Genomic DNA, 22,720 nt, shown 5'->3' on the forward strand with positions numbered 1-22,720 from the left:
GACGACGCTACGGACCCCGTTCCCGCGGCGCGACTCAATTCCCGGCCCGGCCCGGCCCGGCTCGGCCCGGCCCGGCTCGGCGAAGCCGTGGCGCGCGTCACGGATAGGCGGGGGGCGCGTCGGAGGAGTCGGTGCCCCAGGAAGGGGTGCGGTCCGTGGTCAGGGTGTAGTCGAGGCGGTCGGTGGCCAGGGCGTCGGTCCAGGTGCTGTGGCTCGGGGAGCCGTCGCGCGTGAGGGCGGCGATGTGGGGGCCTGAGCCGTGGGTGGTGATGGTGAGGTCGGCGCGGCCGCCGCGGTGGACGACGGCGCGCGGGAAGAGCGGGGTGGAGAGCGCGAGCGTCGGCGTGCCCGGTGTCTGCGGGTAGAGACCGAGCGCGGCCCAGACGTACCAGGAGGACATCGCGCCGAGGTCGTCGTTGCCGGGTTCGCCGTCGGGGGTGTCGGCGAACAGCTGGTCGAGGATGGCGCGGACGACGGTCTGGGTGCGGTCGGGGCGGCCGGTGCTGTCGTAGAGCCAGGGAGTGCCGAAGCCGGGCTCGTTGCCCTGCCAGTGGTAGGGCTCGCCGGGTCCGGCGTTCAGGCGGGTGAAGTAGGCGTCCAGGCGGGAGTTGGCCCGGCCCGCGCCACCGAGGCTGTCGACCAGGGCCGGGAGGTCGTGCGGGACCATCCACAGGTACTGCGCGGCGTTGCCCTCCTGGAAGCCGTCCTGGGCGCGGCCGTCGTGCAGGTCCAGAGCCGGTCCGGGCGGGAAGGCGCCGGACCCGTCACGCGGGCGCAGGTAGCCGGTGGCGGGGTCGAAGAGGTTGTGCCAGTTGCGGGAGCGGTCGCGGAAGCGCCCCGCGGTGTCGGTGTCGCCGACGGACGCGGCGAGGCGCGAGATCGCGAAGTCCGCGACGGCGTACTCGAGCGTGGTGGAGGCGCCGTTGTGGACGTGCGAGGTGGAGTCGGTGTGGTCGTTGGGCACGTAGCCGAGCTGCAGGTAGCGGGCCTCGCCGGGGCGTTCGACGTACCAGCCCTGGCCGGGCGGGTCGCCTAGGTCCTCCGCTCCGTGCACCATCAGCTGCAGGGCGTGGCCCGCGTCGAAGCCCTGGTCGCCGAGGGCCTGGATCTCGGCGAGGACGGCGTCGGACGGGTCGCCGTTCATGACGCCCGTGTAGCCGTCGGCGTACGGCCACTTGGGCAGCCAGCCGCCCTGGTCGGCGTCGGCGAGCAGCGAGTTGGCAAGGTCGTCGGCCCGGCCGGGGAAGAGCCAGGCCAGCAACGGGATCTGGCAGCGGTAGACGTCCCAGCCGGAGACGTCGGCGTACTGGACGTGGCCCGCCGGGACCTGGTGGACCTGTCCGTCGAAGCCCCGGTAGCGGCCGTCGGCGTCGCTGAACGTCGCCGGGTGGAGCAGGGAGTGGTAGAGCGCGGTGTAGAAGGTGGCCCGCCGGGCGCGGCTGCCGCCGTCGACGCGGATCGCGTCCAACGCGCGGCGCCAGTCCTCGCGGGCTCGCCCGGCCACCGCGTGGACGTCCCAACTGCTCGCCTCCGCTTGCAGATTGGCCTCGGCACCGGCCGCGTCGACGTAGGAGAGGCCGACCTGGAGACGCACGAAAGGGTCGCGGCGGGTGTCGAAGGTCAACGTGGCGCCGGGTGCGGCGCCGTGCCGGGTGGCCGGCCAGAGCGCGGTCCGGAACGGCCGGTCGGAGCGGAACGCGAAGTGCAGGGTGGTCGCGTGCGGTGCGCCGCAGAAGTGGCCGGAGGTCACCTGGCCGATCAGCTCGCGGTCGCCGACGGCCCGGACGAGGGCCCCGCTCGTCGCCGTCGCCCCTCCCGCCGCGTCCACCAGCAGCACACCCGAGGACGCCCCGCGCGGATAGGTGAAGCGGGCCGAGCCGGTGTGCGTGGTGGCGCTGAGCTCGGTGCGGACCCCGGCCGCGGTCACGGCGTAGTAGCCGGGCCGGGCGGTCTCGCGACGGTGGTCGAGCGGGACGGTGGCCGCGGCCGGGCGGGCGGGCGCGCCGCCCGCGAGGGGCAGGACGGGCACGTCCCCGGCGATCGGGCAGCCCGGCCCGGACAGGTGGGTGAGGCTGAAGCCGCGGACGGCGCTGTCGCCGTAGGCGTAGCCGCCGCCGTCCGGGCGTGAGGGTGTGTCGGGGCTCCACTGCACCATCCCGAAGGGCACGGTGGCGCCCGGGAAGGTGTCGATCCGCCCGACCCAGCGCCCGCCGCGGCCGGTGCCGACGAACGGATTCACGAGCGCGGTCGGATCCTCGTGGAAACCACGCGCGAACGCCGGCGCCGACGCCACCGACGCCGCCGAGATCGCGGACGGCCCGGACCACCCGGACCGCGGTACGGCCTGTGCGGGTGCGGTCACTGCCCCCAGCACGAGGCCTGCGGCCATCATCCCCGCAAGGCCGACCCGTCCCGTGCGCAGCACGCGCGATCACGCCCCCTTCGTTCGCGGCTCTCACGCCCGCGGCATCCGACCGCGACTCCCGACGTGGTGTCACCGCCCGGAGACCGCAGGCTAGGTCGGCGCACCGTGCCGTACGGGGAGCGCGCCGCGCCGAGCGCACGCCGCTCCCCCGAACGTGTGCCCGCGTTGACCTGGGTGGACGAAGAACCGCTGGTCGGACCGGCGTCAGGACCGCGCGAGGACCGTTCACCGGTTCGGGTGGGCGGCGCGCCCGCTGCGGGCGTGTGCTCGTTGAACCTGTGCCCGGGCCGACCATGATGAGGCGTCGGACAAGGACGCTGGAGGATGGTTCGTGGTCGCGCTGACCGTCGCCGCGTGGCTGGTCGTGCTCGCGGTGGGGCTGCTCGTCGCCCTGGCCGTGGGCTTCCGGTCGCGCGGAGAGCTGTTCACCGCCGCGCTCGGCGCAGCGCTGTTGACGGTGACGGTGTCCGAGAAGGCGCTGCTGCTGGTCGGCTGGTTCCGGCCGGTCCCGCTGCTGCTGACGCTCGTCGGCTGCCTCGCGACGACGGTCGCCACGCTGCGGCTGCTGCCGGGGGCGCGGGAGCGCGCAGCTGCCGGCACGGCCCTGCTGCGGGCGCCGGCGCGGTGGCGCGGACCGCTGCGCGCGCCGCTCGTCTGGACGGTCAGCGCGGCAACCGCCACGGTCTGCGGCTTCGAGGCGGTCCTCGCGGTGCGACTGCCGCCGCGTGACATCGACAGCCTCTGGTACCACCTCGTCAGCGTCGCCGGCTGGGTCCGCACCGGCGGCCTGGCTGCCCCGATCGACCACCTCTCACCGGTGCGCGCCGTCGGCTGGACGGTCGTCTCCGACAGCTACCCGCGCGACACCGAGCTGGTGGGCGCCTTCCTCTCGGTCTTCACGCACGACACCAGCCTGGTCGCGCTGACCCAACTTCCTTTCGCCGTCCTGCTGCTGCTCGCCGTGTACGCGCTGTCGCGGCGCCTGGGCGCGGCCCGCGGCACCGCGTGGTGCGCCGCGTGCGTGGTGCTGCTCACGCCGGTCGTGGTGGCACAGCTGGGCATGGCCTACAACGACATCGCCCGCGCGGCCGTCCCGGTGGCGGCGTGGTCCGTGCTGCTCGCCGCGTGCGGCCCGGTCGCCCGCGCATCAGGGGACGGATCCCCGGCACCGGCACGGCTGTTGGTGTTCGCCGGGGCGCTGTTCGGGCTCGGGCTGGGGATCAAGCCCGCCAACGCCTACCTGCTCGCGGCGGCGCTGCCCGTCGCACTGTGGCTGTGCCGCCGTCGCCATCCGCTGCGCGCGGGCCTGCTGGTGGCCGGGCCCGCCGCGCTGGTGGGCGGGTTCTGGTACGTCCTCGCCTGGCGTGCCTGGGGATCGCCCTTCTGGCCGCTGCAACTGGGCCCGTTCCAGGGGCCGATGACGATGTACGACCTCGTCGACACCTACCTGCCGCGCGCCTGGCGCGGCGCCGCCCCGCCGGTGCAGGTGTTCCTCTCCTGGTGGGACGCGTTCGACGCGATGGACCGGCCGCACTGGTACGTCGCCAACACCGGTCTGCTCGGCCTGGGTTGGCTGCTCGTGCTGTTCCCGGCCGCGGTGGTGCTGCTGGCGCGGGCGGTGCGCGTGCCGCGGCTGCGGCTCGCCGCGTTCGGCGTGGTGCTGCCACTGCTGCTCGGCACGCTCGCCACGCCGGGGGCCTGGTACGCCCGGTACACGATTCCGCTCGTGGCGGCGGGCGCGGTCGCCTTCGCCGTGCTGTGCGGCCGTCCGGCCGACGAGAAGTCCGACGCCGGGGGTTCCGACGCCGCGGGTTCCGGCGCCGCGGGTTCCGGTCGACGGAGCGGGAGCCGGAGCCGGGCGCTGCACCGCGCCGCGGTCGCCGTGTCGGCGACGGCGGTCACGGTGGCCGCGTGCGCGGGCCTGGTGTCCGGGTTCCGCTGGTCGACCTACCGCACGATCGAGGACCCGGCCCAGCTCGACGCGGTGGCCACGGCCCGACTGGCCGCCGCGCCCTCCCAGGACCGGGCCCGCGCCGGGATCTGGGCCGGCGACGCGCCCGTCAGGGCCCTCCCGGACAACGCCGTCATCGGTTTCTGCGACGAGGACGTCCCCGAGAACTGGTTCCCGATGTTGCTGATCGGTCCGCACTACCAGCGCCGGCTGCTCGACCTGGGCCACTGCGGCAGCCCGGCCGGCGCGGTCGCCCGGCTCGGGCGACAGCGGGTCGGCTACCTCTACACGACCTGCTCCAGCCGGTTCGGGCGGCGGGTCGACGCGGCCGCGGACCTGCTCACCCCGGTGGCTCCGAGGAACAGCACCGACTGCGGACTGCGGCTCCACGTCCCCGCTCACGCCGACTGAAAGTAGGACGCACGATGCCCCTCTCCCAGCTGCTCCCGCGCGACCGGTGGCTCCGGCTCCTGCCCGAGCTGGCGCGCTTCGGCGTGGTCGGCGCGGCGGGGTACGCCACGGACGTGGTGCTGTTCAACCTGCTGCGGGCCGGTGCGGGCGCCGGGCCGCTGTCGGCGAAGGCCGTCTCGCTGACCGCGGCGACGGCCGTCGCCTACGCGGGGAACCGCTGGTGGACCTACCGGGAGCGGACCGTCGGGCGCGCGGCGGCGGCTCCCGTGTACCGGGAGTTCACGCTCTTCGTGCTGGTCAGCATCGGCGGCCTGCTGATCCAGCTGTGCTGCCTGGCGGTCTCGCACTACCTGCTCGGCTTCACCGGGCTGCTGGCGGACAACATCTCGGGCAGCGTCGTCGGCATGGCGGGCGCCACCGTCTTCCGGCTGATCGGCTACCGCACCTGGGTGTTCCGGGCGGCCCCCGTGCCGGAAGCCGCCACCCCCGACGCGACCGGATCCGCAGCGGCCGTGCCCGGGCCCGCCGCTCACGACCGGGTGGATCAGGCGGCGGTGTAGTCGTAGAACCCGCGGCCGGTCTTCCGGCCGAGCCGGCCCGCCTCGACCATGCGCAGCAGCAGCGCCGGCGGGGTGTAGAGGGGCTCCTTGAACTCCTCGTACATCGCCTCCGCCGCCGCCCGGACGGTGTCCAGGCCGATCAGGTCGGCGAGCCGGAGCGGACCCATCGGGTGGGCACAGCCCATGACCATGCCCGCGTCGATGTCCTCGGGCGCGGCGAAGCCGGACTCGGCCATCCGCACGGCGGAGAGCAGGTACGGGATCAGCAGGGCGTTGACCACGAACCCGGCCCGGTCCCGGGCCGGAACCGCGTGCTTGCCGAGCTGGTCGACGACGAAGTGCTGCGCCCGGGCCTTGGTGGTCTCGGAGGTGAGCAACGAGGGAACCAGCTCGACCAGCGGCAGCACCGGCACGGGGTTGAAGAAGTGGATGCCGATGACCTGCGCGGGGCGCGAGGTGGCGGTGCCCAGGCGCATGATCGGGATCGACGAGGTGTTGGTGGCCAGGATGGCGTCCGGGTCGGCGACGATCGCGTCGAGCTTGGCCAGGACCTCGGCCTTGACCTCCTCGATCTCGGCCACGGCCTCCACGACCAGCTGACGGTCGGCCAGGTCGCCCAGGTCGGCGGTGTAGCGCAGGCGCGCGGCGGCGTCGGCGGCCTCCTGCTCGGTGAGCTTGCCCGCGCGTACCGCGCGGGCCAAGGACGCCGCTATACGCTCCTCGCCGCGTCGGACGGCCTCGGCGTCGGCCTCGGCGACCAGGACGTCCAGCCCGGAGCGGGCGCAGACCTCGGCGATCCCGGCGCCCATCTGGCCGCAGCCGACCACGCCGACCCGCTCGATCCCGGGTGCCGTTCCCGCCGCCGCCAGTGTCGTGTCAGCCATGACTCCCTCTCCGCCGCCGCGCCACAGTGGCTCGGGTGTGCGTTCCGGACGCGACTGTACGGTACTCAGTGTCACCGGGCAAGGCACTCAGTACCCCGATCAGCCACACCCTCCAGGCGCCCGGAATCTACTGACTGACCTGGCTACTTGCGGGTAACTACGCCACCCTCGGCTTCGCGGCCATCCCTACCGGAGGGTACTGAGTGTCACCACCGGCGGTCCTCCGGCACGCTCCGACATGACGGCGAATTGAAGATGTCTTCAATTGCTGCGATGCTGCACACCACGCGCGCGAGACGAAGGAGCGAGAACCGTGCCGGTCCCGCTGTACCAGGCCAAGGCGGAGTTCTTCCGCATGCTCGGCCACCCCGTGCGCATCCGCGTGCTGGAGCTGCTCCAGGAGGGGCCGATGCCCGTGCGCGACCTGCTCGCCGCGATCGAGGTCGAGCGCTCGAACCTCTCCCAGCAACTGGCCGTGCTGCGCCGCTCCGGCATCGTCACCTCCGTCCGGGAGGCCGACACCGTCGTCTACTCCCTGGCCGGCCCCGACGTGGCCGAGCTCCTGGGCGCCGCCCGCCGCATCCTCACCGAGCTGATCGCCGGCCAGCAGGACCTGCTGGCCGAGCTCCGCGCGACCGAGCCCGTCCCGGCGCGCCAACGATGACCACCCAGCCGGAGGAGCCCACCCCGATGACCGCCCGACCGGAAGAGACCACCGAGGGCAGCGGCCGCCGCGCCAACAGGGGCGTGTGGATCCGCGCGTTCATCTACGTCATCGGCTTCCATGTCTTCGCCGCGTTCGTGATGCTCCTCTTCTACGTGGGCTCGCACCGCCAGTGACGTACCGTCCGGTGCGAAACGATCCGTTTCGCACCGGGCCCCGGCAAGCCCTGACCACGCTGCTCCAGCTGGGGGATCTCGGCGTCCGCGCTGGCCCGACTGCGCCCGTCGGCCGCACCGACGGACCAGGCTTGTGACGTGGCCATCGGCGCCCACCTTGCAACGAGAGCGGTGACACAGGCATGCCCAGGTTCGGCTGGACTCTCCATGGCGACGGCAAGCACATCCGATCGGGCGAGGTCGTCAAGCCCTGGGAGCGGCTGAGCTGGGGACGCACCATCGGCCTGGGGGCACAGCACGTCGCGTCGATGATCGGCGCATGCTACGTCGCCCCGATCCTCATGGGGCTCAACCCCAATCTGACCGTGATGATGTCCGGTATCGCGACGATGCTGTTCCTGGTCATCACACGCGGCGCGATCCCCAGCTATCTGGGAGCCAGCCTGTCCTTCGTCGGGGCCGCGGCGACGATCCGCGCCCAGGGCGGCTCGACCGCCGAGATCACCGGAGCCATGCTGGTCGTCGGCCTGGTTCTCGCCCTGTTCGGCGTCATCGTGCAGCGGGGTGGGGCACACATCATTCAGACGATCCTGCCGCCCGTGGTCACCGGCGCGGTCGTCATGCTGATCGGATTCAATCTGGCCCCGGTCACCGCGGGAACCTACTGGCCCCAGGACCAGTGGACCGCCCTCGCGACGATGCTCGCGACCGGCTTGTTCCTGGTGGCACTCCGCGGCTTCGCCTCACGCATCGCGATCTTCCTGGGACTGGCGTTCGGCTATGCGCTGTCGTGGAGCCTGGACCGGATCCTCGGAAAGATCCACTCTGCTGACGGCTCAGGGAAGGTGACGGACCACTGGCGACTCGACCTGTCAGGAGTCCGCCCGGCCAAGTGGATCGGCTTCCCCGACCTCCACGCTCCGCACTTCTCCGGGTCGGCGATTCTGGTCGCCCTTCCTGTCGTGATCGCCCTCGTCGCCGAGAACACGGGCCACGTCAAGGCGGTCAGTGAGATGACCGGCGCCGAGCTCGACTCGAAGATGGGCACGGCGATCGCCGCGGACGGGGCTGCCACGGTCCTGTCCACCGCCGTCGGCGGCGGCGCCACCACCACCTACGCGGAGAACATCGGCGTCATGGCCGCCACCCGCGTCTACTCCACCGCCGCCTACTGGGCCGCCGCCTGCTTCGCGCTCCTCTTCGGCCTCTGCCCCAAGTTCGGCGCCATCGTCGCCGCCATCCCCGGCGGCGTCCTCGGCGGCATCACCGTCGTCCTCTACGGCATGATCGGCCTCCTCGGCGCCCAGATCTGGATCCGCAACCGCGTCGACCTCACCAACCCCGTCAACCTCATCCCCTGCGCCACCGGCATCGTCATCGGCGCCGGCGGCGTCACCCTCCACATCAGCGACAACTTCGAACTCGGTGGCATCGCACTCGGCACCATCGTCACCCTCACCGGCTACCACTCCCTGCGTGCGCTCGCCCCCGCCCACCTCAGAAGCCCGCAACAGCCCACCGAACCGGCTGCTGCGGACCGGTAGCTCTGCCGGGTCACCGGCGGGCGGTGTACCCCGGTACCAGTGCCCTTGCCGAAGAGCACGCCTCGGTACCAGGGACCGGCGATCCCGCGCTCCTAGCGTGGAGGCATCAGGTTCCGGAACGGCCGGAGCGGATGCGAAAGGCGCCACCGATGATCGAGGTACGCGAGCTCACCAAGCGGTACGGGGACAAGACCGTGGTGGACCGGCTGGACTTCACCGCCCGGCCGGGCGCCGTCACCGGCTTCCTCGGCCCGAACGGGGCGGGCAAGTCCACCACCATGCGGATGATCATCGGGCTGTCCAGCCCGACCAGCGGATCGGTCACCGTCAACGGCCGCCGCTACGTCGAGCACGCCGCCCCCCTGCGGCAGATCGGCGCCCTGTTGGAGGCCCGGTCGGTCCATCCTGGGCGTTCCGCCTTCGACCACCTGATGGCGCAGGCGCACACCCACGGCATCCCCAGGCGCCGCGTGCACGAGGTCATCGAGCTCGCCGGCCTGCGGGACGTGGCGAAGAAGAGGGTCGGCGCCTTCTCGCTCGGCATGGGACAGCGGCTCGGCATCGCCGCCGCCCTGCTGGGCGACCCCCAGGTGGTGATGCTCGACGAACCGGTCAACGGCCTGGATCCGGAAGGCGTGCTCTGGGTACGCAACCTGCTGCGCACCCTCGCGGACCAGGGCCGCACCGTGTTGCTCTCCTCGCACCTGATGAGCGAGACGGCCCAGATCGCCGACCACCTCGTCGTCATCGGCCGGGGCAAGCTGCTGGCCGACACCACCGTGGACGAGCTGGTCGCCCGGGCGGGCGGCAACGGCGTGCGCGTGCTGACCTCCGAACCCGCCAGGCTGCGCGACCTGCTGGCCGGGCCCGGGGTGGCCGTCACCGGCTCGCCCGGCTCCGAGGCCCTGCACGTCACCGGCGCGGACGCCCGGCGGATCGGCTCGACCGCCGCCGACAACGGCATCACCCTGTACGAACTCGCCCCCCAGAACGTCTCGTTGGAGCAGGCGTTCATGGACCTCACCCGCGACGCCGTGGAGTACCAGAGCGCCGCCGACACCCTCCGGAGCATCGCATGACCCTCCTGACCGCTCCTCCTGCCGCCCCTGCCGGCCCCGACGCCACCGGCATCGGAACCGGCACCGGAGCCGACCGGGCCGACGACCTGTCCGGAGCACGCGTGACCGGGCGCCGAGTGCTGCGCTCCGAATGGGGCAAGTTCTGGTCGCTGCGCTCCAGTCGGGCGACCCTGGGCATCGGCGCCCTGGTCCTGGTCGTCTTCGGGATGATCGCCTCCTCCTCGTTCCATCCGGCCGCGGCCGGAACGGGACACCTGTTCGGCTCGGCCTCGGACGGCGTGGGCCTGGCACTGTCCGGTCTCACGCCCACCATGCTGGCGATCGGGGTCCTCGGCGTGCTGGTCTCGGCCGGCGAGTACAGCACCGGCATGATCCGCTCCACGCTGGCGGCCGTGCCGAAGCGTCTGCCGGTCCTGTGGTCCAAGGCCGCGGTCTACGGCGTCGTCGCGTTCGCCGCCACCACCGTCGCCGCCCTCGTCGCCTTCCTGCTCGGCGGCACGGCACTCGCCGGGACCTCGGCCGCGTTGTCGCTGACCGCCCACGGGGTGCTGCGCTGCCTGGTCGGCGCCGGCCTCTACCTCGCCCTGGCCGGTGTCCTGGGAGTGGGCCTCGGCGCACTGCTGCGCTCCGTCGCCGGCGGCATCACCGCCCTGATCGGCGGCATGATGATCCTCCCCGGGCTGGTCTCGCTGCTGCCCGCTTCGGTCGCCGGCCACATCACCCCCTATCTGCCCAGCAACGCGGCCGACGCCGTGACGACCCTGCACCACACCGCGGGTCTGCTGAGCCCCGGGGCCGGTCTCGCGGTCCTCGCGGGCTGGGCGGCGCTGGTGCTCGGCGGCGCGGCCTTCCGTCTGACCAGGACCGACGTGTGACCCTGCGCTCGTCCGACCCCGCGGCCACCCGCGACGCCCGCGACCGCCGCCCCCGCGAGCACCCGGAGCCGGACGGTCGCACGGCGCGGGGACGGCACAGAGCGCCCGACGGGGCGACCATGGACCTGATGAGCCACGCACCGCCGACCGCTCCCCCGCTCGCCCCGACGCACCCCCTGCTCCACCGGCTGCTGCACTGGCAGCGCCGGCTCAGGGCCCTGGACCGGCGCCGGCCGTGGCTGCTGGACGCCGCCGTGCCGCTCCTCGTCCTGCTGCAGGGCCTGCCCGAGCTGCTGGGCCACCCGGACACCGGAGGCTTCGCCACCCACAACGCGACGCCACCGCTCCCGGCCCTGTTGGCCCTGGACCTCGCCCTGGTGCTGCCGCTGTGGTGGCGGCGCAGGGCGCCGGTCACCGCGTTCGCGGTGATCGCCGCGGTGGTCGTGCTCGAGTGGTCGTTCGGTGTCTGGCAGCGCGTCGACGTCGCCCTGCTGATCGCCCTGTTCAACCTCGCCCTGCACGGCCCCCTGGGCCGCCTGCCGTGGGCCGCCGCCACGACCGCCGGCGCCTTCACCCTGGCCGCCTTCCGCTTCACCGACGACCAGAGCCCGTGGCTCAACCTCTTCTTCCTCCTGGGCACCGCGACCGCGGCGATGGCCCTGGGACTCACCTTCCGCAGCCGGCGCGCACAGCTCACCGCCCTGGAGGAGCGCGCCGCGCGCCTGGAGGTCGAACGCGACCAGCGCACCCGCCTCGCCGCCGCCGCCGAGCGCACCCGCGTCGCCCGGGAGATGCACGACATCGTCGGCCACAACCTCGCCGTCATGGTCGGCCTCGCCGACGGCGCGGCGACTCTGGCCACGACGGACCCGGCCCGCAGCGCCGAGGCGATGACGATGGTCGCGGGCACCGGGCGGCAGGCCCTGGGTGAGCTGCGGCGCGTCCTCGGCGTGCTGCGGGACGAGCCGGAGGCCCAGCTCACGCCGCAGCCCGGTGTCGGGGACCTGGACGTGCTGCTGGAACGGGTCCGGGCGGCCGGGGCCGAGGTCACCTACCGCACCTGCGGCGAGCCCGACTCGCTCGAGCGCGGCCTCCAGCTCGCCGTGTACCGGATCGTCCAGGAAGCGCTGACCAACACCCTCAAGTACGCCGGGCCCACCGCGACCGCGTACGTGTCGCTGGACCTCGAGGGCGGACTGGTCCTGGTGCGGGTCGAGGACACCGGTCCGCCGCCGGGCCGGCCTGCGCAGCCCCGCTCGCCGGGCGGGACCGGCGCCGGAAAGGGCCTGCTCGGCATGCGCGAGCGGGCGGCGATGTACGGCGGATCGGTCACCGCGGGGCCGCGTCCCGGGGGCGGCTGGACCGTGGAGGTCCTGCTCGACCCGGCAGCACCCGCCACGCCGGCCGTCGGCGAACCCTCCGCCACACCACCGGGAGGACGCCTGTGACCACTGTGCTCATCGCGGACGACCAGCCGCTCCAGCGGATGGGCTTCCACATGCTGCTGGACGGAACTCCCGGCATGACCGTCGTCGGCGAGGCCGGGCACGGCGCCGAGGCGGTCCGGATGACCGCCGAACTGCGGCCGGACGTGGTGCTGATGGACGTCCGTATGCCGGGCATGGACGGGATCGAGGCCACCCGACGGATCGTCGGCTCCGGGGGACGGTCCCGGATCCTCATCCTCACCACCTTCGACCTGGACGAGTACGCCTACTCCGCGCTGCGTGCCGGCGCCAGCGGCTTCCTGCTCAAGGACGCGCTGCCCGAGGAACTGCTGGCGGGCATCCGGGCGGTCTCCTCCGGGGACGCCGTCGTGGCACCGGGCCTCACCCGGCGCCTGCTCGACACCTTCGCGCACCGGCTCCCGCAGCCCGGGGGTGACACGTCGCAGGCCGAGGACCCGCGGTTGGCCTCGCTCAGCGACCGCGAGCGCGAGGTCCTGGTGGCCATCGGCCAGGGGTGGACCAACCAGGAGATCTGCGAGCGCCTGGTCCTGACGGAGTCGACGGTGAAGAAGCACGTCGGCCGCGTCCTCGCCAAGCTCGGCGCCCGCGACCGCGTCCACGCGGTGATCCTCGCCTACGACACCGGCCTGGCCCACCCCAACGAGCCGGGCGCATAGCTCGTCGACCGTGGCGGAGCCGACCTCCGGACAGACCCGACGTCCCCGGCCGGTGCGGGCCGGGGACGTCGGGGAGCGGTCAGCCCGCGGTCGGCGGGGTCAGCAGATCCGCGAGCGTCTTCTCGTTGCCGTAGGCGAACGGCCTGACCTGACCGTGACTGTCGACGGTGACGATGGCCAGGTCGTAGGTCATCGGCGTGGTCCCCGGCGCCGGCGGCGGGGTGGGGATCTGGTAGTCGCCCTTGATCGCACAGATGGCGACCGGGCCGGCGGCGTCGGTCTGGCCGGCGTTGAGCGACTTGCCGTCCCTGGCCAGGTGGTGCGACTTCCAGCCGGTGACCGCCGTGGCGGAGCGTCCGTAGGCGCTCACGACGGTGCCCGCGACGCCGTAGCGCTCGGTCTCGGTCTTGGCCACCTTGGTGCAGTCGTCGGTCAACTGGGCGGAGGTCATGCCGTCGCGGGCATCCGCTCGTCCCGTCATCGGGATCGGCCTCGCGGCGGCCGCGGATGCGGCCGCGGATGCGAAGGCGGATGCGGTCGAACCCGTCACGGACCGGGCCGCCGCAGCCTGGGCGGCCGCGGCCGAGGAGAAGCCGCAGCCGGAGCCCTCTCCTCCCCACCACTCGGTGTCCGAACTCCACACCCCGCACATCCAGGGGTCGACCGAGGATCCCTGCCGGCCGCTGATGTTGACGTTCTGGGCGTTGCCGTTGACGTACTGGATGTTGAAGTACGGCTGGCCGGTCGTGCTCGCTCCCGGGTCCCAGCTCTCGAGGCCGAACTGCACGCTCGTCCCGGTCGTCGTCCCCCAGTTGGGCGTGGTGCCCATGGTGGTGTTGTCGACCTGGTAGTACCACGTGTTTCCGGCGCGGAAAATGCTGAACCGGTGCTGGGAGTTGGGCCCTATGTAGCTCTGGTCGTGGACGCCCAGCGGGTACCAGTTCCCGTTCAGGGCATAGCCCCAGTACCAGAAGTTCTCGTAATTGCAGCGGTGGCCGGTGCCTATCTCCTCCCAGTCGAGGCCCTGCTGACCGGCCAGCGTGATCCACTGCGACTGGTAGGCGATGCCGCCGCCGCCCGGGAACGACCACTCGGTCGTCCCGGGATTGATGGTCGGGGTGGCGGAGCAGTTGCTCCCCGCCGCGATGCCGGAGATGTTGATGTCCGATCGGGTGACACCCAGGCCCCAGTACGGGCCGTGCGTGTTGTCCCAGCCGATGGCGTAGCAGTGGAACTGACCCCCACTGGGGTAGCAGCTGGAGTTGGGCGCCGAGGGCGTCGGCGAGACGGGCTTGGCACTGGCCTGCGCGCTTCCCCCGACGAACAGCGACCCGGCGGCCAGCGCGATGCCGACCGCGAAGGCGGCGGCGCGCGGCCTGGCTCCCCGGCCCCATGAACCCCTCGTGTTCCCCATGACGTTCTCCTGTTCGGACCATGATGGGCGGACACTCACCCATCCCCCGGAAGTCCGAGCCCCCGAGAGTGACGGCGCGGAGTACGGATACTGGCCAACTCTGCGCGGACACGTCAAGACACGTGGAACGATTATTTGTGGGCGATTCATCGGCCACGCCGATGTCGAGCGACTGGCGAGCGCGGGCGAGGATGACGCGACCGGACATACAGTTCGTGGATCCCCGAAGGGATTTGATGAAGCCTCAGGCCGACCCGGGACGCCGTTTCATATGCTCGGCCCGCCGGCTCGGCTCACAGGCCCACGTCGCGGCTGCGGACGTCCGCCAGGGACTCCCGGCGGACCAGCAGGCGGGCCGTGCCGCCCGTGACGGCGACCACCGGGGGCCTGCCGACGAGGTTGTACCCGGAGGCCATCGAGAGGTGGTAGGCGCCCGAGGCGGGGACGGCCAGCAGGTCGCCGGGGCGGATGTCCGCCGGGAGCTCCACCCCCGCCGCCAGGACGTCCCCCGCCTCGCAGTGGCGGCCCACGACCTGCACCGGGCTCAGCTCCGCGCTCGCGGCCCGGCCGACCAGGCGCGGGGCATAGCGGACGCCGTACAGCGCGGGCCGCGGGTTGTCGCTCATGCCCCCGTCCACGGCGACGAAGGTCTGCCGGCCGTTCTGCTTGACCGAGAGGACCCGATAGAGCGCGACGCCCGCCGGGCCGGCGATCGCCCGGCCCGGCTCCAGCAACAGCCGAGGCTCCGGGAGGTCGACCGTGGCGCACGCGGACCGCAGCTCCGCACGGACGCGGGAGGCCAGCGCGCGCACGTCGAGAGCGTCCTCGCCGGGGCGGTAGGCGATGGCGTGGCCGCCGCCGAGGTCCAGCTCGGGCAGGACCGCGCCGTGGGCCTGCCGCGTCCCGTGCATCAGCGCGACCATCCGCCGCACCGCCAGCAGGTACGGCTTCACGCTGCTGATCTGCGAGCCGAGATGGCAGTGCAGGCCGACCAGCTCCAGCCGGGGCTGCTCCAACACGCGGGCGATCGCCAACTGCGCGGTACCGTCGGTGCTGGAGAGGCCGAACTTCTGGTCGGCGGTCCCGGTGCGCACGGCCGGGTGAGCGCCGGCGGCGATGCCGGGGGCGATCCGCAGCAGCACGCGCTGGCGGGCGCCGTAGGGCACCAGCGCGGCGATGCGGGCGATCTCGGCCGTGGAATCGATGACGATCCGGCCGACGCCGAGACGCAACGCAGCCTCCAGCTCGTCGGGGCTCTTGGCGTTGCCGTGCAGGATCATGCGCTCGGCGGGGAAGCCGGTCGTCACCGCGAGCTCCAACTCGCCGCGCGAGCAGACGTCCAGGCCGAGACCCTCCTCCTCGACCCAGTGCGCCATCGCCCGGCACAGGAACGCCTTGGCGGCGTAGTGGATCTCCGCCTCCGCGAAGGCCTCCCGGTAGAGGCGGCAGCGGGCCCGCACCTCGTCCTCGTCGACGAGGTAGACGGGGGTGCCGAAGCGCTCGGCGACCTCGGCGAGGGGAACGCCGCCGACGGAGAGGTCCCCGTGGGCCGTCGGCCGGGTGGAGCCGGGCCAGACCGGGAGCCAGGGCAGGTCCGCGTCGCCGGTCCCGCGGCTCCTGGGCAGCGGCAGTGTGGTTGTCATCGAAGCCCCCTCAGGCGACGCGCGGACGGGCGGCGAGGCGGGCCGGGGTCCGGGGCACGCGCCAGTGGTCCGGCTCCTCCAGCGCGGGGGCGGGCGCGGCGACCAACTGCGGGTCTACCGTCAGGGTCGCGATGCCGAGGGCGCCGGCCAGGTTCCGGAGGGCGGGTTCCGCGAGGGTGATGCTTCGCTGGTCGGGCCCGAGCACGGCGGACAGGTGCGTCGCACTCGTGAACGCGACGGCCGTGCGGGCGCCGAGCGGTGTGCGGAACAGGCGGAGCACGTCGCCTCCGGGGCCCGGCCGGACCGGAACCAGCAGCAGCCCGGCGGGGACGGATTCCTCGGGTTCCGGGTCGTCTCCGTACAGGTACCGAGCCATCGTCAGCACCCCTTCCTTTCCGACGGGAGAAGTCGTCTGCGACCGGCCCGCCGGGGCGCGCCGATCCGTCGCCTCAGACGCTATTCCCGCTGTTCCGGCAGGGGTGAGCGGCCCTGATGCGTTCCTGACGCGACGGGCGGGAATGTTGTCGCAGCAGTGGCGGCTGCGTGGCGGCCGTCACACCGTGATCGTCGTCAGGCCCGTCAAGCCGTCGTGGCCGCGACCGCGGAGAATCCGCCGGAGGCTGAGCCCGACGTCCATGCCGACTGCCGCATCGCCGCCCGGTTCCTCATGGAGGACCTGAGCGGGTCACCGTCACCTTGAGGTGCTTCATGAGGGGCTGGTCGCTCTGGGTGCTGTGGTCGCCGATGGCGCACAGGACGTTCATCTCGGGCATGTAGCCGGCCGCGCAGCCCTGAGGGATGTCGTAGGGGATGGCCAGGTATCCGGTGAGGGAGCGGGTGGAGCCGTCGCGGGCGGTGGCGGTGATGTCGACGGGGGTGAACTCGGTCAGGCCGCGATCGCGCATGTCGTCGGCGTTCATGAAGATCAGCGTGCGCAGGTTCCGCACACCCCGGTAGCGGTCGTTGTCGGAGTAGATGGTGGTGTTCCACTGGTCGTGGCTGCGCATCGTCCCGAGTGCGAGTGTGCCCGCGGCGGGCACGACGTCGGGCAGCGGCGCGGCGGAGAACTCGGCCCTGCCCGAGGGGGTGAGGAAGACCAGCTCGCGGGCGGGCTGCTTGATGCGGAAGCCGAGCGGTAGGCGCACCCGCCGGTTGAAGTCCTCGAAGCCGTCCAGCACCTCGGCCATGGTGTCGCGAATGCGATCGTAGTCCTCGACGTACCACTGCCACGGCGTGCGGCTGTCCGGCAGTGCGGCCCGCGCCATGCCCGCCACGATGGCCGGCTCGGACAGCAGCCGCGGGGAGGCCGGGCGCTTCATGCCGCGCGAGAGGTGGACCATGCTCATCGAGTCCTCGACGGAGGTGCTCTGCTCGCCCCCGCGCTGGTGGTCCTTCTCCGTCCGGCCCAGGCACGGCAGGATCAGCGCCCGGCGCCCGTGGACGAGATGACTGCGGTTCAGTTTGGTGCTGACCTGCACGGTCAGCTCGCACCGGCGCAGCCCCTCGTGGGTGTAGGGGGTGTCCGGCGCGGCGAGCGCGAAGTTGCCGCCCATCGCGACGAAGACCTTCAGTTCGTCCCGGTGCATGGCCTCGATCGTCGCCACGGTGTCCTTGCCGTGGGCGCGCGGGGAGACGATGCCGCAGACCTGGTCGAGCCGGTCCAGGAACCCGGTGGCGGGCCGGTGGTCGATGCCGCAGGTGCGGTTGCCCTGAACGTTGCTGTGCCCGCGGACCGGGGAGGGGCCGGCCCCCTCCCGGCCCAGGTTGCCACGGAGCAGCAGCAGGTTGACGATCTCGCGCACGGTGTCGACGCCGTGCTCGTGCTGGGTGACGCCGAGGCACCAACTGACGATGCTGCGGTCGGCGTCCCGGTAGACACGCGCAGCCTTGAGGATCTCCGCACGGGCGACACCGCTCTGACGCTCGATCTCCTCCCAGCTCGCGTCCTCACAGACCTTGCGGTACTCCTCGAATCCGCTGGTGTGGCGATCGATGAAGACGTGGTCCAGTGCCTTCGGGTCGTGCCGTGCCTGCTCCAGGACCGCCTTGGCCATGCCGCGCAGCAACGCCATGTCGCCGCCGATCCGGGGCTGGATGTTCAGGGTGCTGGTCCGGGTCGACTTGTTCAGGGCCATGTCGACGAAGTCGTGGGGAATGATCGTGCGACGGGCGGCCGCCTCCACCAGCGGGTTGATGTGGACGATCTGCGCGCCGCGCCGGTGCGCCATCGCCAGGGCCGTCAGCATGCGCGGAGCGTTGGAGGCGGCGTTGACGCCCAGGACGAACAGGGCGTCCGTGGTCTCCCAGTCCTTGAGGTCGACGGTGCCCTTTCCGGTGCCGAGCGCGGCCTGCAGGGCGCGGCCGCTGGCCTCGTGGCACATGTTGGAGCAGTCGGGCAGGTTGTTGGTGCCCAGTTCACGGGCCATCAGCTGGTACAGGAAGGTCGCCTCGTTCCCGAGGCGGCCGGAGGTGTAGAACGCGGCGTGGTTCGGGTCGTCCAGGCCGCGCAGGGTGCTGCCGACGAGCTCGAACGCGTCCTGCCAGCTGATCGGCACGTAGTGGTCGGTGACCGGGTCGTAGACCATGGGCTCGGTCAGCCGCCCCTGGTCTTCCAGGGCGAAGTCGCTCCACCCGGACAGCTCGCTCACCGAGTGCGCGGCGAAGAACGCGCGGTCCACGCGCTTGCGTGTCATCTCCCAGGTGACGTGCTTGATGCCGTTCTCGCACAGGTCGAGCCTGAGGCCCTTGATGTCGTCGGGCCAGGCACAGCCGGGACAGTCGAAGCCGCCGTCCTCGTGGTTCATCTTCATGATCGCGCGCGGCCCGTCGACGTACTCGCCCTCGCGCACCAGGAAGCCCGTGACGCTCTTCGCAGCACCCCACCCGGCCGCCGGATGACGGTACGGCTGGTACTGCGGCGGCTCCGCCTTCGGCTCCTCGGAACTGGTCACGACCATCACCTTCCGCGCTTAAGGTCCGGCGTCGGCTCCTGCAGGCTGCGTCGTTCTGACGCCAGGCTATTCCCGTTGATCACCGGCAGCCACACGCCCGGAGGCGACTGCGTTTGCGTCGGTCCGTCACCGGGGTTTGAGTGGTGCTGGACGCGAGTCGAAGGAGGGACCATGGCACACCACAAGTCGAACAAGGCCGTCGAGGGCGACCCGGACACCGGCCACGGAGGTGGCCTGCCCCGGCGCCCCGACGAGGACGAACTCGAGGAGCGGACCGAGATCGACCGCGAGGAGGTCGGCCTGGATCCCGAGGGTGAGCCCGAGGAGGACGCGGCCGGGGGCTGATCCCGAGCTGCCCGGGTGCGCGACGAAACCGCTGGTGACTGGGTTAACGGGTTGATAAGATCCCGACACGGTGTGCCGGGAAGTCTGGTCGGCGCGGAGGGGCCGTTTGGCTGCGAGCACGCGGCCACGCCCTCCGGTGAGACTCGAAGGAACCCGTTTCGATGCGCGCCGTGGGCACCGTCCTCCTCCTTGTCGTTCTGGCCACCGTCGTGGCCACCGGCGCCAAGCGGTGGCGCATCCCCGCACCCTCGCTGCTGGTCCTGGTCGGCCTCGGCGTCGCACTCATACCCGGGACCCCGGAACTCCACATCGCGCCCGGGACCATCGGACTCGTGGTGCTGCCGCCGCTGCTCTACGCCTCGGCGGAGGAGCTGTCCCTGCGCGACCTGCGCAGCGTCTGGAAGCCGGTCATCATCCTGGCGTTCGGGCTGGTCCTCGCCTCGGCGGCGGTGATCGGCCTGCTCGGGGCGTGGCTGACCCCGCTCAGCGGCGCCATGGCCCTCGTGCTGGGCACCGTGCTGGCCAGCACCGACCCCGTCGCGGTCACCGCCCTCGGGCGTCGCCTCGCGCTGCCCGGACGGGTGCAGATGCTCGTCCAGGGCGAGAGCCTGTTCAACGACGCCACCTCCCTGGTCATGTTCAAGGTCGCGGTGGCCGTCGCCGTCTCCACCACGGCGGTGAGCTGGACCCAGGCCGGCGGCGAGTTCTTCCTGCTGGCCGGCGGCGGAACCGTCGTCGGGGCCGCCATCGCCGGGGTCGTCGCCCTGATCCGGCGGCGCACCACCGACCCGGTGCTGGAGACGGTGATCGCCCTGGTCACCCCCTACGCCGCCTACGTGCTCGCCGAGGAGCTGCACACCTCCGGGGTCACCTGCGTCGTCATCGCCGGCGTCCTGCTCGGGCGCTCCAGCCACCGGCTCACCGACGCCCGGATCCGGCTCCAGCTCCAGGCCGTCTACGCGGTCGTGGTGTTCCTGCTGGAGAGCGTCGTCTTCGCCATCGTGGGCCTGGAACTGCCCACCCTGGTCCGCGCCCTGCCCGCCGGCACCGGGGCCTGGCCGCTGCAGGCCCTGGCCATCGCCCTGGCTCTGATCGCGCTGCGGCTGCTGTGGATGCTGCCGCTCTCGGCCGCGGTCAAGCCGACGGCCGGTCGCCCCTCGTGGCGGCTGGCCGCGGTCGCCTCCTGGGCGGGCACCCGAGGCGTGATGCCGCTGGCGGCGGCACTCTCCATCCCGCTGACGACCGAGGCCCACCAGCCCTTGGAGGGCCGCGCCCTGGTCCTGACCCTGACCACCGCCGTCGTCATCTTCACCCTCGTCGTCCAGGGGCTCTCCCTCGCCGCCGTGGTCAACCGCTCCGGCCTCGCGCTCGAACCCGAGCACACGGCCCGCGAGGAGGCCGACACCCGCACCGCGCTCGCCCGCACCGCGCTGATCCACCTCGACGACATCACCGGCCTGGAGACCGTCCCCGACGCCGCCCTGGACCGCGTCCGACGCCGCCTCGACGCCCAGCTCGACCACGGTTCCGACGCCGACTCCGAGGAGAACGGCACTCCGGGAGGCCGGACCGTCCTGGCCGCCTACCGCGAACTGCGCCGCGAGGTCATCGCCGTCCAGACCGCGGAACTGCGCCGCCGCTACGACGACCACGAGATCAGCGACACCACGCGCCGCCGCCTGCAGCACGAGCTCGACCTGGAGGAGACGGGCCTCGGCGGTGCCTGACCGCCGACGCGCTCACGACCACGTGCACGCATGGGCGACCGCGTCCGCGCGCCGGCGGAGCAGCTGACGACTCCCCGCACAGGTGTGACGGCCGGTGCCCTGGGTAGTCGCCGTGCGACCGGACACCAGCAAGGAGGCGGTCCCGATGCCTGCCACCCGCCCCGGACGGGGCGGTCGGGGAGCGTGATGAGTCCACACTCCGTGACTGCCTTCCCGTCCGGCCCCTGGCACCTCGAGCTCTCCGGTGAGGCCGGGGTGGACCGCGTGGCCACCGGGATCGCGTTCGTCCGGCGGGCCCTGGCCGAAGGACGCGCCGACGCCGAGCCGCGCGAAGCGGACGGGGAGCGGGCCCTCGACGTCGTGCTGGTCGACGTCGTGCTGGTCGCCGCCGAGCTGCTCGGGAACGCGGAGCGGCACGGCGGCGGCACCCGCTCCGTGGACCTCGAGCACCGCCCAGGCCTGCTCCGGATCATCGTGTGCGACACGAGCCCGCTCCCGCCCCGCCCCGTGCTGCCGCACCGGGCCGAACGTGCCGGCGGCCACGGACTCCACATCGTCGCGGTGCTCTCCGCCGACTGGGGATGGAGCCAGGACGGACCGGGCAAGGCCGTCTGGGCCGACCTTCCCCTTCCGCCGGTCGCCTGAGCCGCCGCCCGGGCAGCGTCGGCCGCGGGTCAGCGCGGGTCGGCGCGGGTCGGCGCGGGTCAGCGCGCGGAGCGCAGGGGCTCGCCGCGGGCGAGGCGGCGGACGCGGGCCAGGGGACCGCTGCGGCTGCGGCGCTGGCTGCCGCCACGGTCCAGCTCCTCCATCAGGCGCTGGGTGCGGTGCTCCAGGTCGAGTTCATCGAGGATCCGGTCGACCTCGGCCAGCAGCGCGCCGTGGAGCTGCCAGGCGGCCGGATGCCGTTGCACCTGCCGCAGCAGCAGCTCCGCGACGTGGTCGCGACTGGACCAGGCGGCCCGCAGTTCCGCGGCGAGGCGCTCCTCGGCGCCCTCCGCGTCCCGGCTGACCTGGGTCGTCACCAGCACGCCGAAGCTGACCAGGGCCCCGCCGAGATGTCCGAGGACGTCGCGCAGACCGGCGGCGATCTCGGGTTCGAACAGCGGGTCGTCGCTGCCACGCCGTTTGGCGAGGTCGGTCAGCGAGCGGGCGAGGACGCGGACCACGACCACGCAGATCTCCAGCGTGTCCAGCCCGGTGCGCAGCACCACGCGGGAGAGCAGCGGCTCGCTGATGCGCGGGTTCAGCCGCACGCTGTCCTCGGCCTGGCGCAGCGCCGCGTCGACCTCGGCGATGTACTGGTCCAGGCGCCGCGCCTCGTGCAGCCGCTCGGCGGCGCGGGCGACGGGGGTGGGGCTGTCCAGTTCCTCGCCCAGCCGCAGCAGCAGCTGCCGGACGCGGCGGGCCAGGTCCTCGATGGACTCGCCGGCGCTCTCCACCCAGACCGGCGGGGCGAACAGGAGGTTGAAGGAGAGCCCGACCCCGGCGCCGATCAGGGTCTCCAGCACCCGGTCCCAGGCCTGGGAGGCCAGCTGGGTGACACCGAGCACCAGCATCGCGCTGATGGCGACCTCTTGGACGAACTCCCCCACCCGGATGAACTGGCCCAGCGTCAGCGAGGCCAGGATGATCAGTCCCAGACTCCACCAGGAGAGTCCCATCACCGAACTGAAGCCGATGGCCAGCACCACGCCCGCGACGACGGCGACGACCCGGCGCGCGCTCGTGGTCAATGTCGAGAAGAGGGTGACCTGCACGACGAGCAGGGTGGTCAGCGGCGCCGTGAGCGGCGCGGGCTGACTGCTCAGCTGCTCCGCGACGGCGTAGGACAGCGTCGCCGCGACCGTGCCCCGCAGCGTCTGCACCACCACGGGGTCACGGCGGGCTCGGCTCAGCGCGCTCGGGCTGCTCAGGATGCGAGGGATGGCGGACACCCCCTACGTATG

The 22,720-nt window shown here is 72.8% G+C and carries 19 protein-coding genes; 12 read left to right on the top strand and 7 right to left on the bottom strand.

From position 1 onward, the window contains the following. Positions 1–97: 97 nt before the first annotated feature. Positions 98–2,392: a GH92 family glycosyl hydrolase gene (locus BMY61_RS14560; RefSeq protein WP_342342524.1), complete on the bottom strand. Its 2,295-nt coding sequence runs from the start codon at positions 2,390–2,392 to the stop codon at positions 98–100. Positions 2,393–2,756: 364 nt separating this feature from the next. Here BMY61_RS14560 and BMY61_RS14565 point away from each other — a divergent pair, with 364 nt between their 5' ends. Continuing rightward, positions 2,757–4,787 (top strand): hypothetical protein, encoded by a 2,031-nt coding sequence (locus BMY61_RS14565; protein ID WP_042451147.1) that lies wholly within the window; start codon positions 2,757–2,759, stop codon positions 4,785–4,787. A gap of 14 nt (positions 4,788–4,801) precedes the next feature. Beyond that, entirely contained in the window at positions 4,802–5,347 is a 546-nt protein-coding gene (locus BMY61_RS14570) for a GtrA family protein (protein ID WP_063773300.1), read from the top strand. Here BMY61_RS14570 and BMY61_RS14575 read toward each other — a convergent pair. After that, positions 5,332–6,231 (bottom strand): 3-hydroxybutyryl-CoA dehydrogenase, encoded by a 900-nt coding sequence (locus BMY61_RS14575; protein WP_042451148.1) that lies wholly within the window; start codon positions 6,229–6,231, stop codon positions 5,332–5,334. The genes BMY61_RS14570 and BMY61_RS14575 overlap by 16 nt on opposite strands. A gap of 313 nt (positions 6,232–6,544) precedes the next feature. Between BMY61_RS14575 and BMY61_RS14580 the strand changes: the two genes are divergently transcribed. From BMY61_RS14580 to BMY61_RS14610, 7 genes are all read left to right on the top strand, one after another. Continuing rightward, positions 6,545–6,895 carry an ArsR/SmtB family transcription factor gene (locus tag BMY61_RS14580; protein WP_042451150.1) on the top strand — a complete coding sequence of 117 codons (351 nt, stop codon included), beginning with the start codon at positions 6,545–6,547 and terminating at the stop codon, positions 6,893–6,895. Positions 6,896–6,921: 26 nt separating this feature from the next. Then, positions 6,922–7,071, top strand: coding sequence for a DUF6126 family protein (locus tag BMY61_RS46160; protein WP_169791868.1), 150 nt, complete (start codon positions 6,922–6,924; stop codon positions 7,069–7,071). A 182-nt stretch (positions 7,072–7,253) separates the two neighbouring features. Beyond that, positions 7,254–8,615, top strand: coding sequence for a uracil-xanthine permease family protein (locus BMY61_RS14590; protein WP_042451155.1), 1,362 nt, complete (start codon positions 7,254–7,256; stop codon positions 8,613–8,615). A 149-nt stretch (positions 8,616–8,764) separates the two neighbouring features. Beyond that, entirely contained in the window at positions 8,765–9,694 is a 930-nt protein-coding gene (locus tag BMY61_RS14595) for an ABC transporter ATP-binding protein (protein ID WP_042451157.1), read from the top strand. Beyond that, positions 9,691–10,569, top strand: coding sequence for an ABC transporter permease (locus BMY61_RS14600; protein ID WP_236656120.1), 879 nt, complete (start codon positions 9,691–9,693; stop codon positions 10,567–10,569). Before BMY61_RS14595 ends, BMY61_RS14600 begins: the two co-directional genes overlap by 4 nt. Beyond that, positions 10,566–12,017, top strand: a complete 1,452-nt coding sequence (locus BMY61_RS14605) for a sensor histidine kinase (RefSeq protein ID WP_244904210.1) — start codon at positions 10,566–10,568, stop codon at positions 12,015–12,017. The genes BMY61_RS14600 and BMY61_RS14605 overlap by 4 nt, the downstream gene beginning before the upstream one ends. After that, entirely contained in the window at positions 12,014–12,694 is a 681-nt protein-coding gene (locus tag BMY61_RS14610; RefSeq protein WP_042451160.1) for a response regulator, read from the top strand. The genes BMY61_RS14605 and BMY61_RS14610 overlap by 4 nt, the downstream gene beginning before the upstream one ends. Before the next feature lie 79 nt (positions 12,695–12,773). On the opposite strand, the gene BMY61_RS14615 is transcribed toward BMY61_RS14610, so the two are convergent. From BMY61_RS14615 to BMY61_RS14630, 4 genes are all read right to left on the bottom strand, one after another. Further along, complete coding sequence (locus BMY61_RS14615) at positions 12,774–14,108, bottom strand: hypothetical protein (RefSeq protein ID WP_042451163.1); 1,335 nt, start codon at positions 14,106–14,108, stop codon at positions 12,774–12,776. 293 nt (positions 14,109–14,401) lie between these two features. Continuing rightward, positions 14,402–15,751: a diaminopimelate decarboxylase gene (gene lysA / locus BMY61_RS14620; RefSeq protein WP_042451164.1), complete on the bottom strand. Its 1,350-nt coding sequence runs from the start codon at positions 15,749–15,751 to the stop codon at positions 14,402–14,404. 10 nt (positions 15,752–15,761) lie between these two features. Continuing rightward, positions 15,762–16,127, bottom strand: a complete 366-nt coding sequence (locus BMY61_RS14625; protein WP_236656122.1) for an SAV_915 family protein — start codon at positions 16,125–16,127, stop codon at positions 15,762–15,764. Positions 16,128–16,416: 289 nt separating this feature from the next. Further along, positions 16,417–18,702 carry an FdhF/YdeP family oxidoreductase gene (locus BMY61_RS14630; protein WP_236656124.1) on the bottom strand — a complete coding sequence of 762 codons (2,286 nt, stop codon included), beginning with the start codon at positions 18,700–18,702 and terminating at the stop codon, positions 16,417–16,419. A gap of 171 nt (positions 18,703–18,873) precedes the next feature. On the opposite strand from BMY61_RS14630, the gene BMY61_RS46165 reads away from it, so the two are divergent. From BMY61_RS46165 to BMY61_RS14640, 3 genes are all read left to right on the top strand, one after another. Continuing rightward, positions 18,874–19,047 (top strand): hypothetical protein, encoded by a 174-nt coding sequence (locus tag BMY61_RS46165; protein WP_169791869.1) that lies wholly within the window; start codon positions 18,874–18,876, stop codon positions 19,045–19,047. Positions 19,048–19,208: 161 nt separating this feature from the next. Further along, positions 19,209–20,774: a Na+/H+ antiporter gene (locus BMY61_RS14635; RefSeq protein WP_042451170.1), complete on the top strand. Its 1,566-nt coding sequence runs from the start codon at positions 19,209–19,211 to the stop codon at positions 20,772–20,774. Positions 20,775–20,975: 201 nt separating this feature from the next. Then, positions 20,976–21,419, top strand: coding sequence for an ATP-binding protein (locus BMY61_RS14640; RefSeq protein ID WP_052438942.1), 444 nt, complete (start codon positions 20,976–20,978; stop codon positions 21,417–21,419). Positions 21,420–21,478: 59 nt separating this feature from the next. Here BMY61_RS14640 and BMY61_RS14645 read toward each other — a convergent pair whose 3' ends face one another. Continuing rightward, positions 21,479–22,699 carry an FUSC family protein gene (locus BMY61_RS14645; RefSeq protein WP_042451319.1) on the bottom strand — a complete coding sequence of 407 codons (1,221 nt, stop codon included), beginning with the start codon at positions 22,697–22,699 and terminating at the stop codon, positions 21,479–21,481. Positions 22,700–22,720: the final 21 nt, after the last annotated feature.

The organism is Streptacidiphilus jiangxiensis (genome assembly GCF_900109465.1).
Taxonomy (GTDB): Bacteria; Actinomycetota; Actinomycetes; order Streptomycetales; family Streptomycetaceae; genus Streptacidiphilus; species Streptacidiphilus jiangxiensis.

Bases quoted from the DNA above. Each gene is read 5' to 3' on its own strand.
- BMY61_RS46165 (WP_169791869.1), top strand. From the start codon at position 18,874: ATGGCACACCACAAGTCGAACAAGGCCGTCGAGGGCGACCCGGACACC.
- BMY61_RS14625 (WP_236656122.1), bottom strand. From the start codon at position 16,127: ATGGCTCGGTACCTGTACGGAGACGACCCGGAACCCGAGGAATCCGTC.
- BMY61_RS14575 (WP_042451148.1), bottom strand. From the start codon at position 6,231: ATGGCTGACACGACACTGGCGGCGGCGGGAACGGCACCCGGGATCGAG.
- BMY61_RS14590 (WP_042451155.1), top strand. From the start codon at position 7,254: ATGCCCAGGTTCGGCTGGACTCTCCATGGCGACGGCAAGCACATCCGA.
- BMY61_RS14595 (WP_042451157.1), top strand. From the start codon at position 8,765: ATGATCGAGGTACGCGAGCTCACCAAGCGGTACGGGGACAAGACCGTG.
- BMY61_RS46160 (WP_169791868.1), top strand. From the start codon at position 6,922: ATGACCGCCCGACCGGAAGAGACCACCGAGGGCAGCGGCCGCCGCGCC.
- BMY61_RS14600 (WP_236656120.1), top strand. From the start codon at position 9,691: ATGACCCTCCTGACCGCTCCTCCTGCCGCCCCTGCCGGCCCCGACGCC.
- lysA (WP_042451164.1), bottom strand. From the start codon at position 15,751: ATGACAACCACACTGCCGCTGCCCAGGAGCCGCGGGACCGGCGACGCG.
- BMY61_RS14615 (WP_042451163.1), bottom strand. From the start codon at position 14,108: ATGGGGAACACGAGGGGTTCATGGGGCCGGGGAGCCAGGCCGCGCGCC.
- BMY61_RS14570 (WP_063773300.1), top strand. From the start codon at position 4,802: ATGCCCCTCTCCCAGCTGCTCCCGCGCGACCGGTGGCTCCGGCTCCTG.
- BMY61_RS14560 (WP_342342524.1), bottom strand. From the start codon at position 2,392: ATGATGGCCGCAGGCCTCGTGCTGGGGGCAGTGACCGCACCCGCACAG.
- BMY61_RS14635 (WP_042451170.1), top strand. From the start codon at position 19,209: ATGCGCGCCGTGGGCACCGTCCTCCTCCTTGTCGTTCTGGCCACCGTC.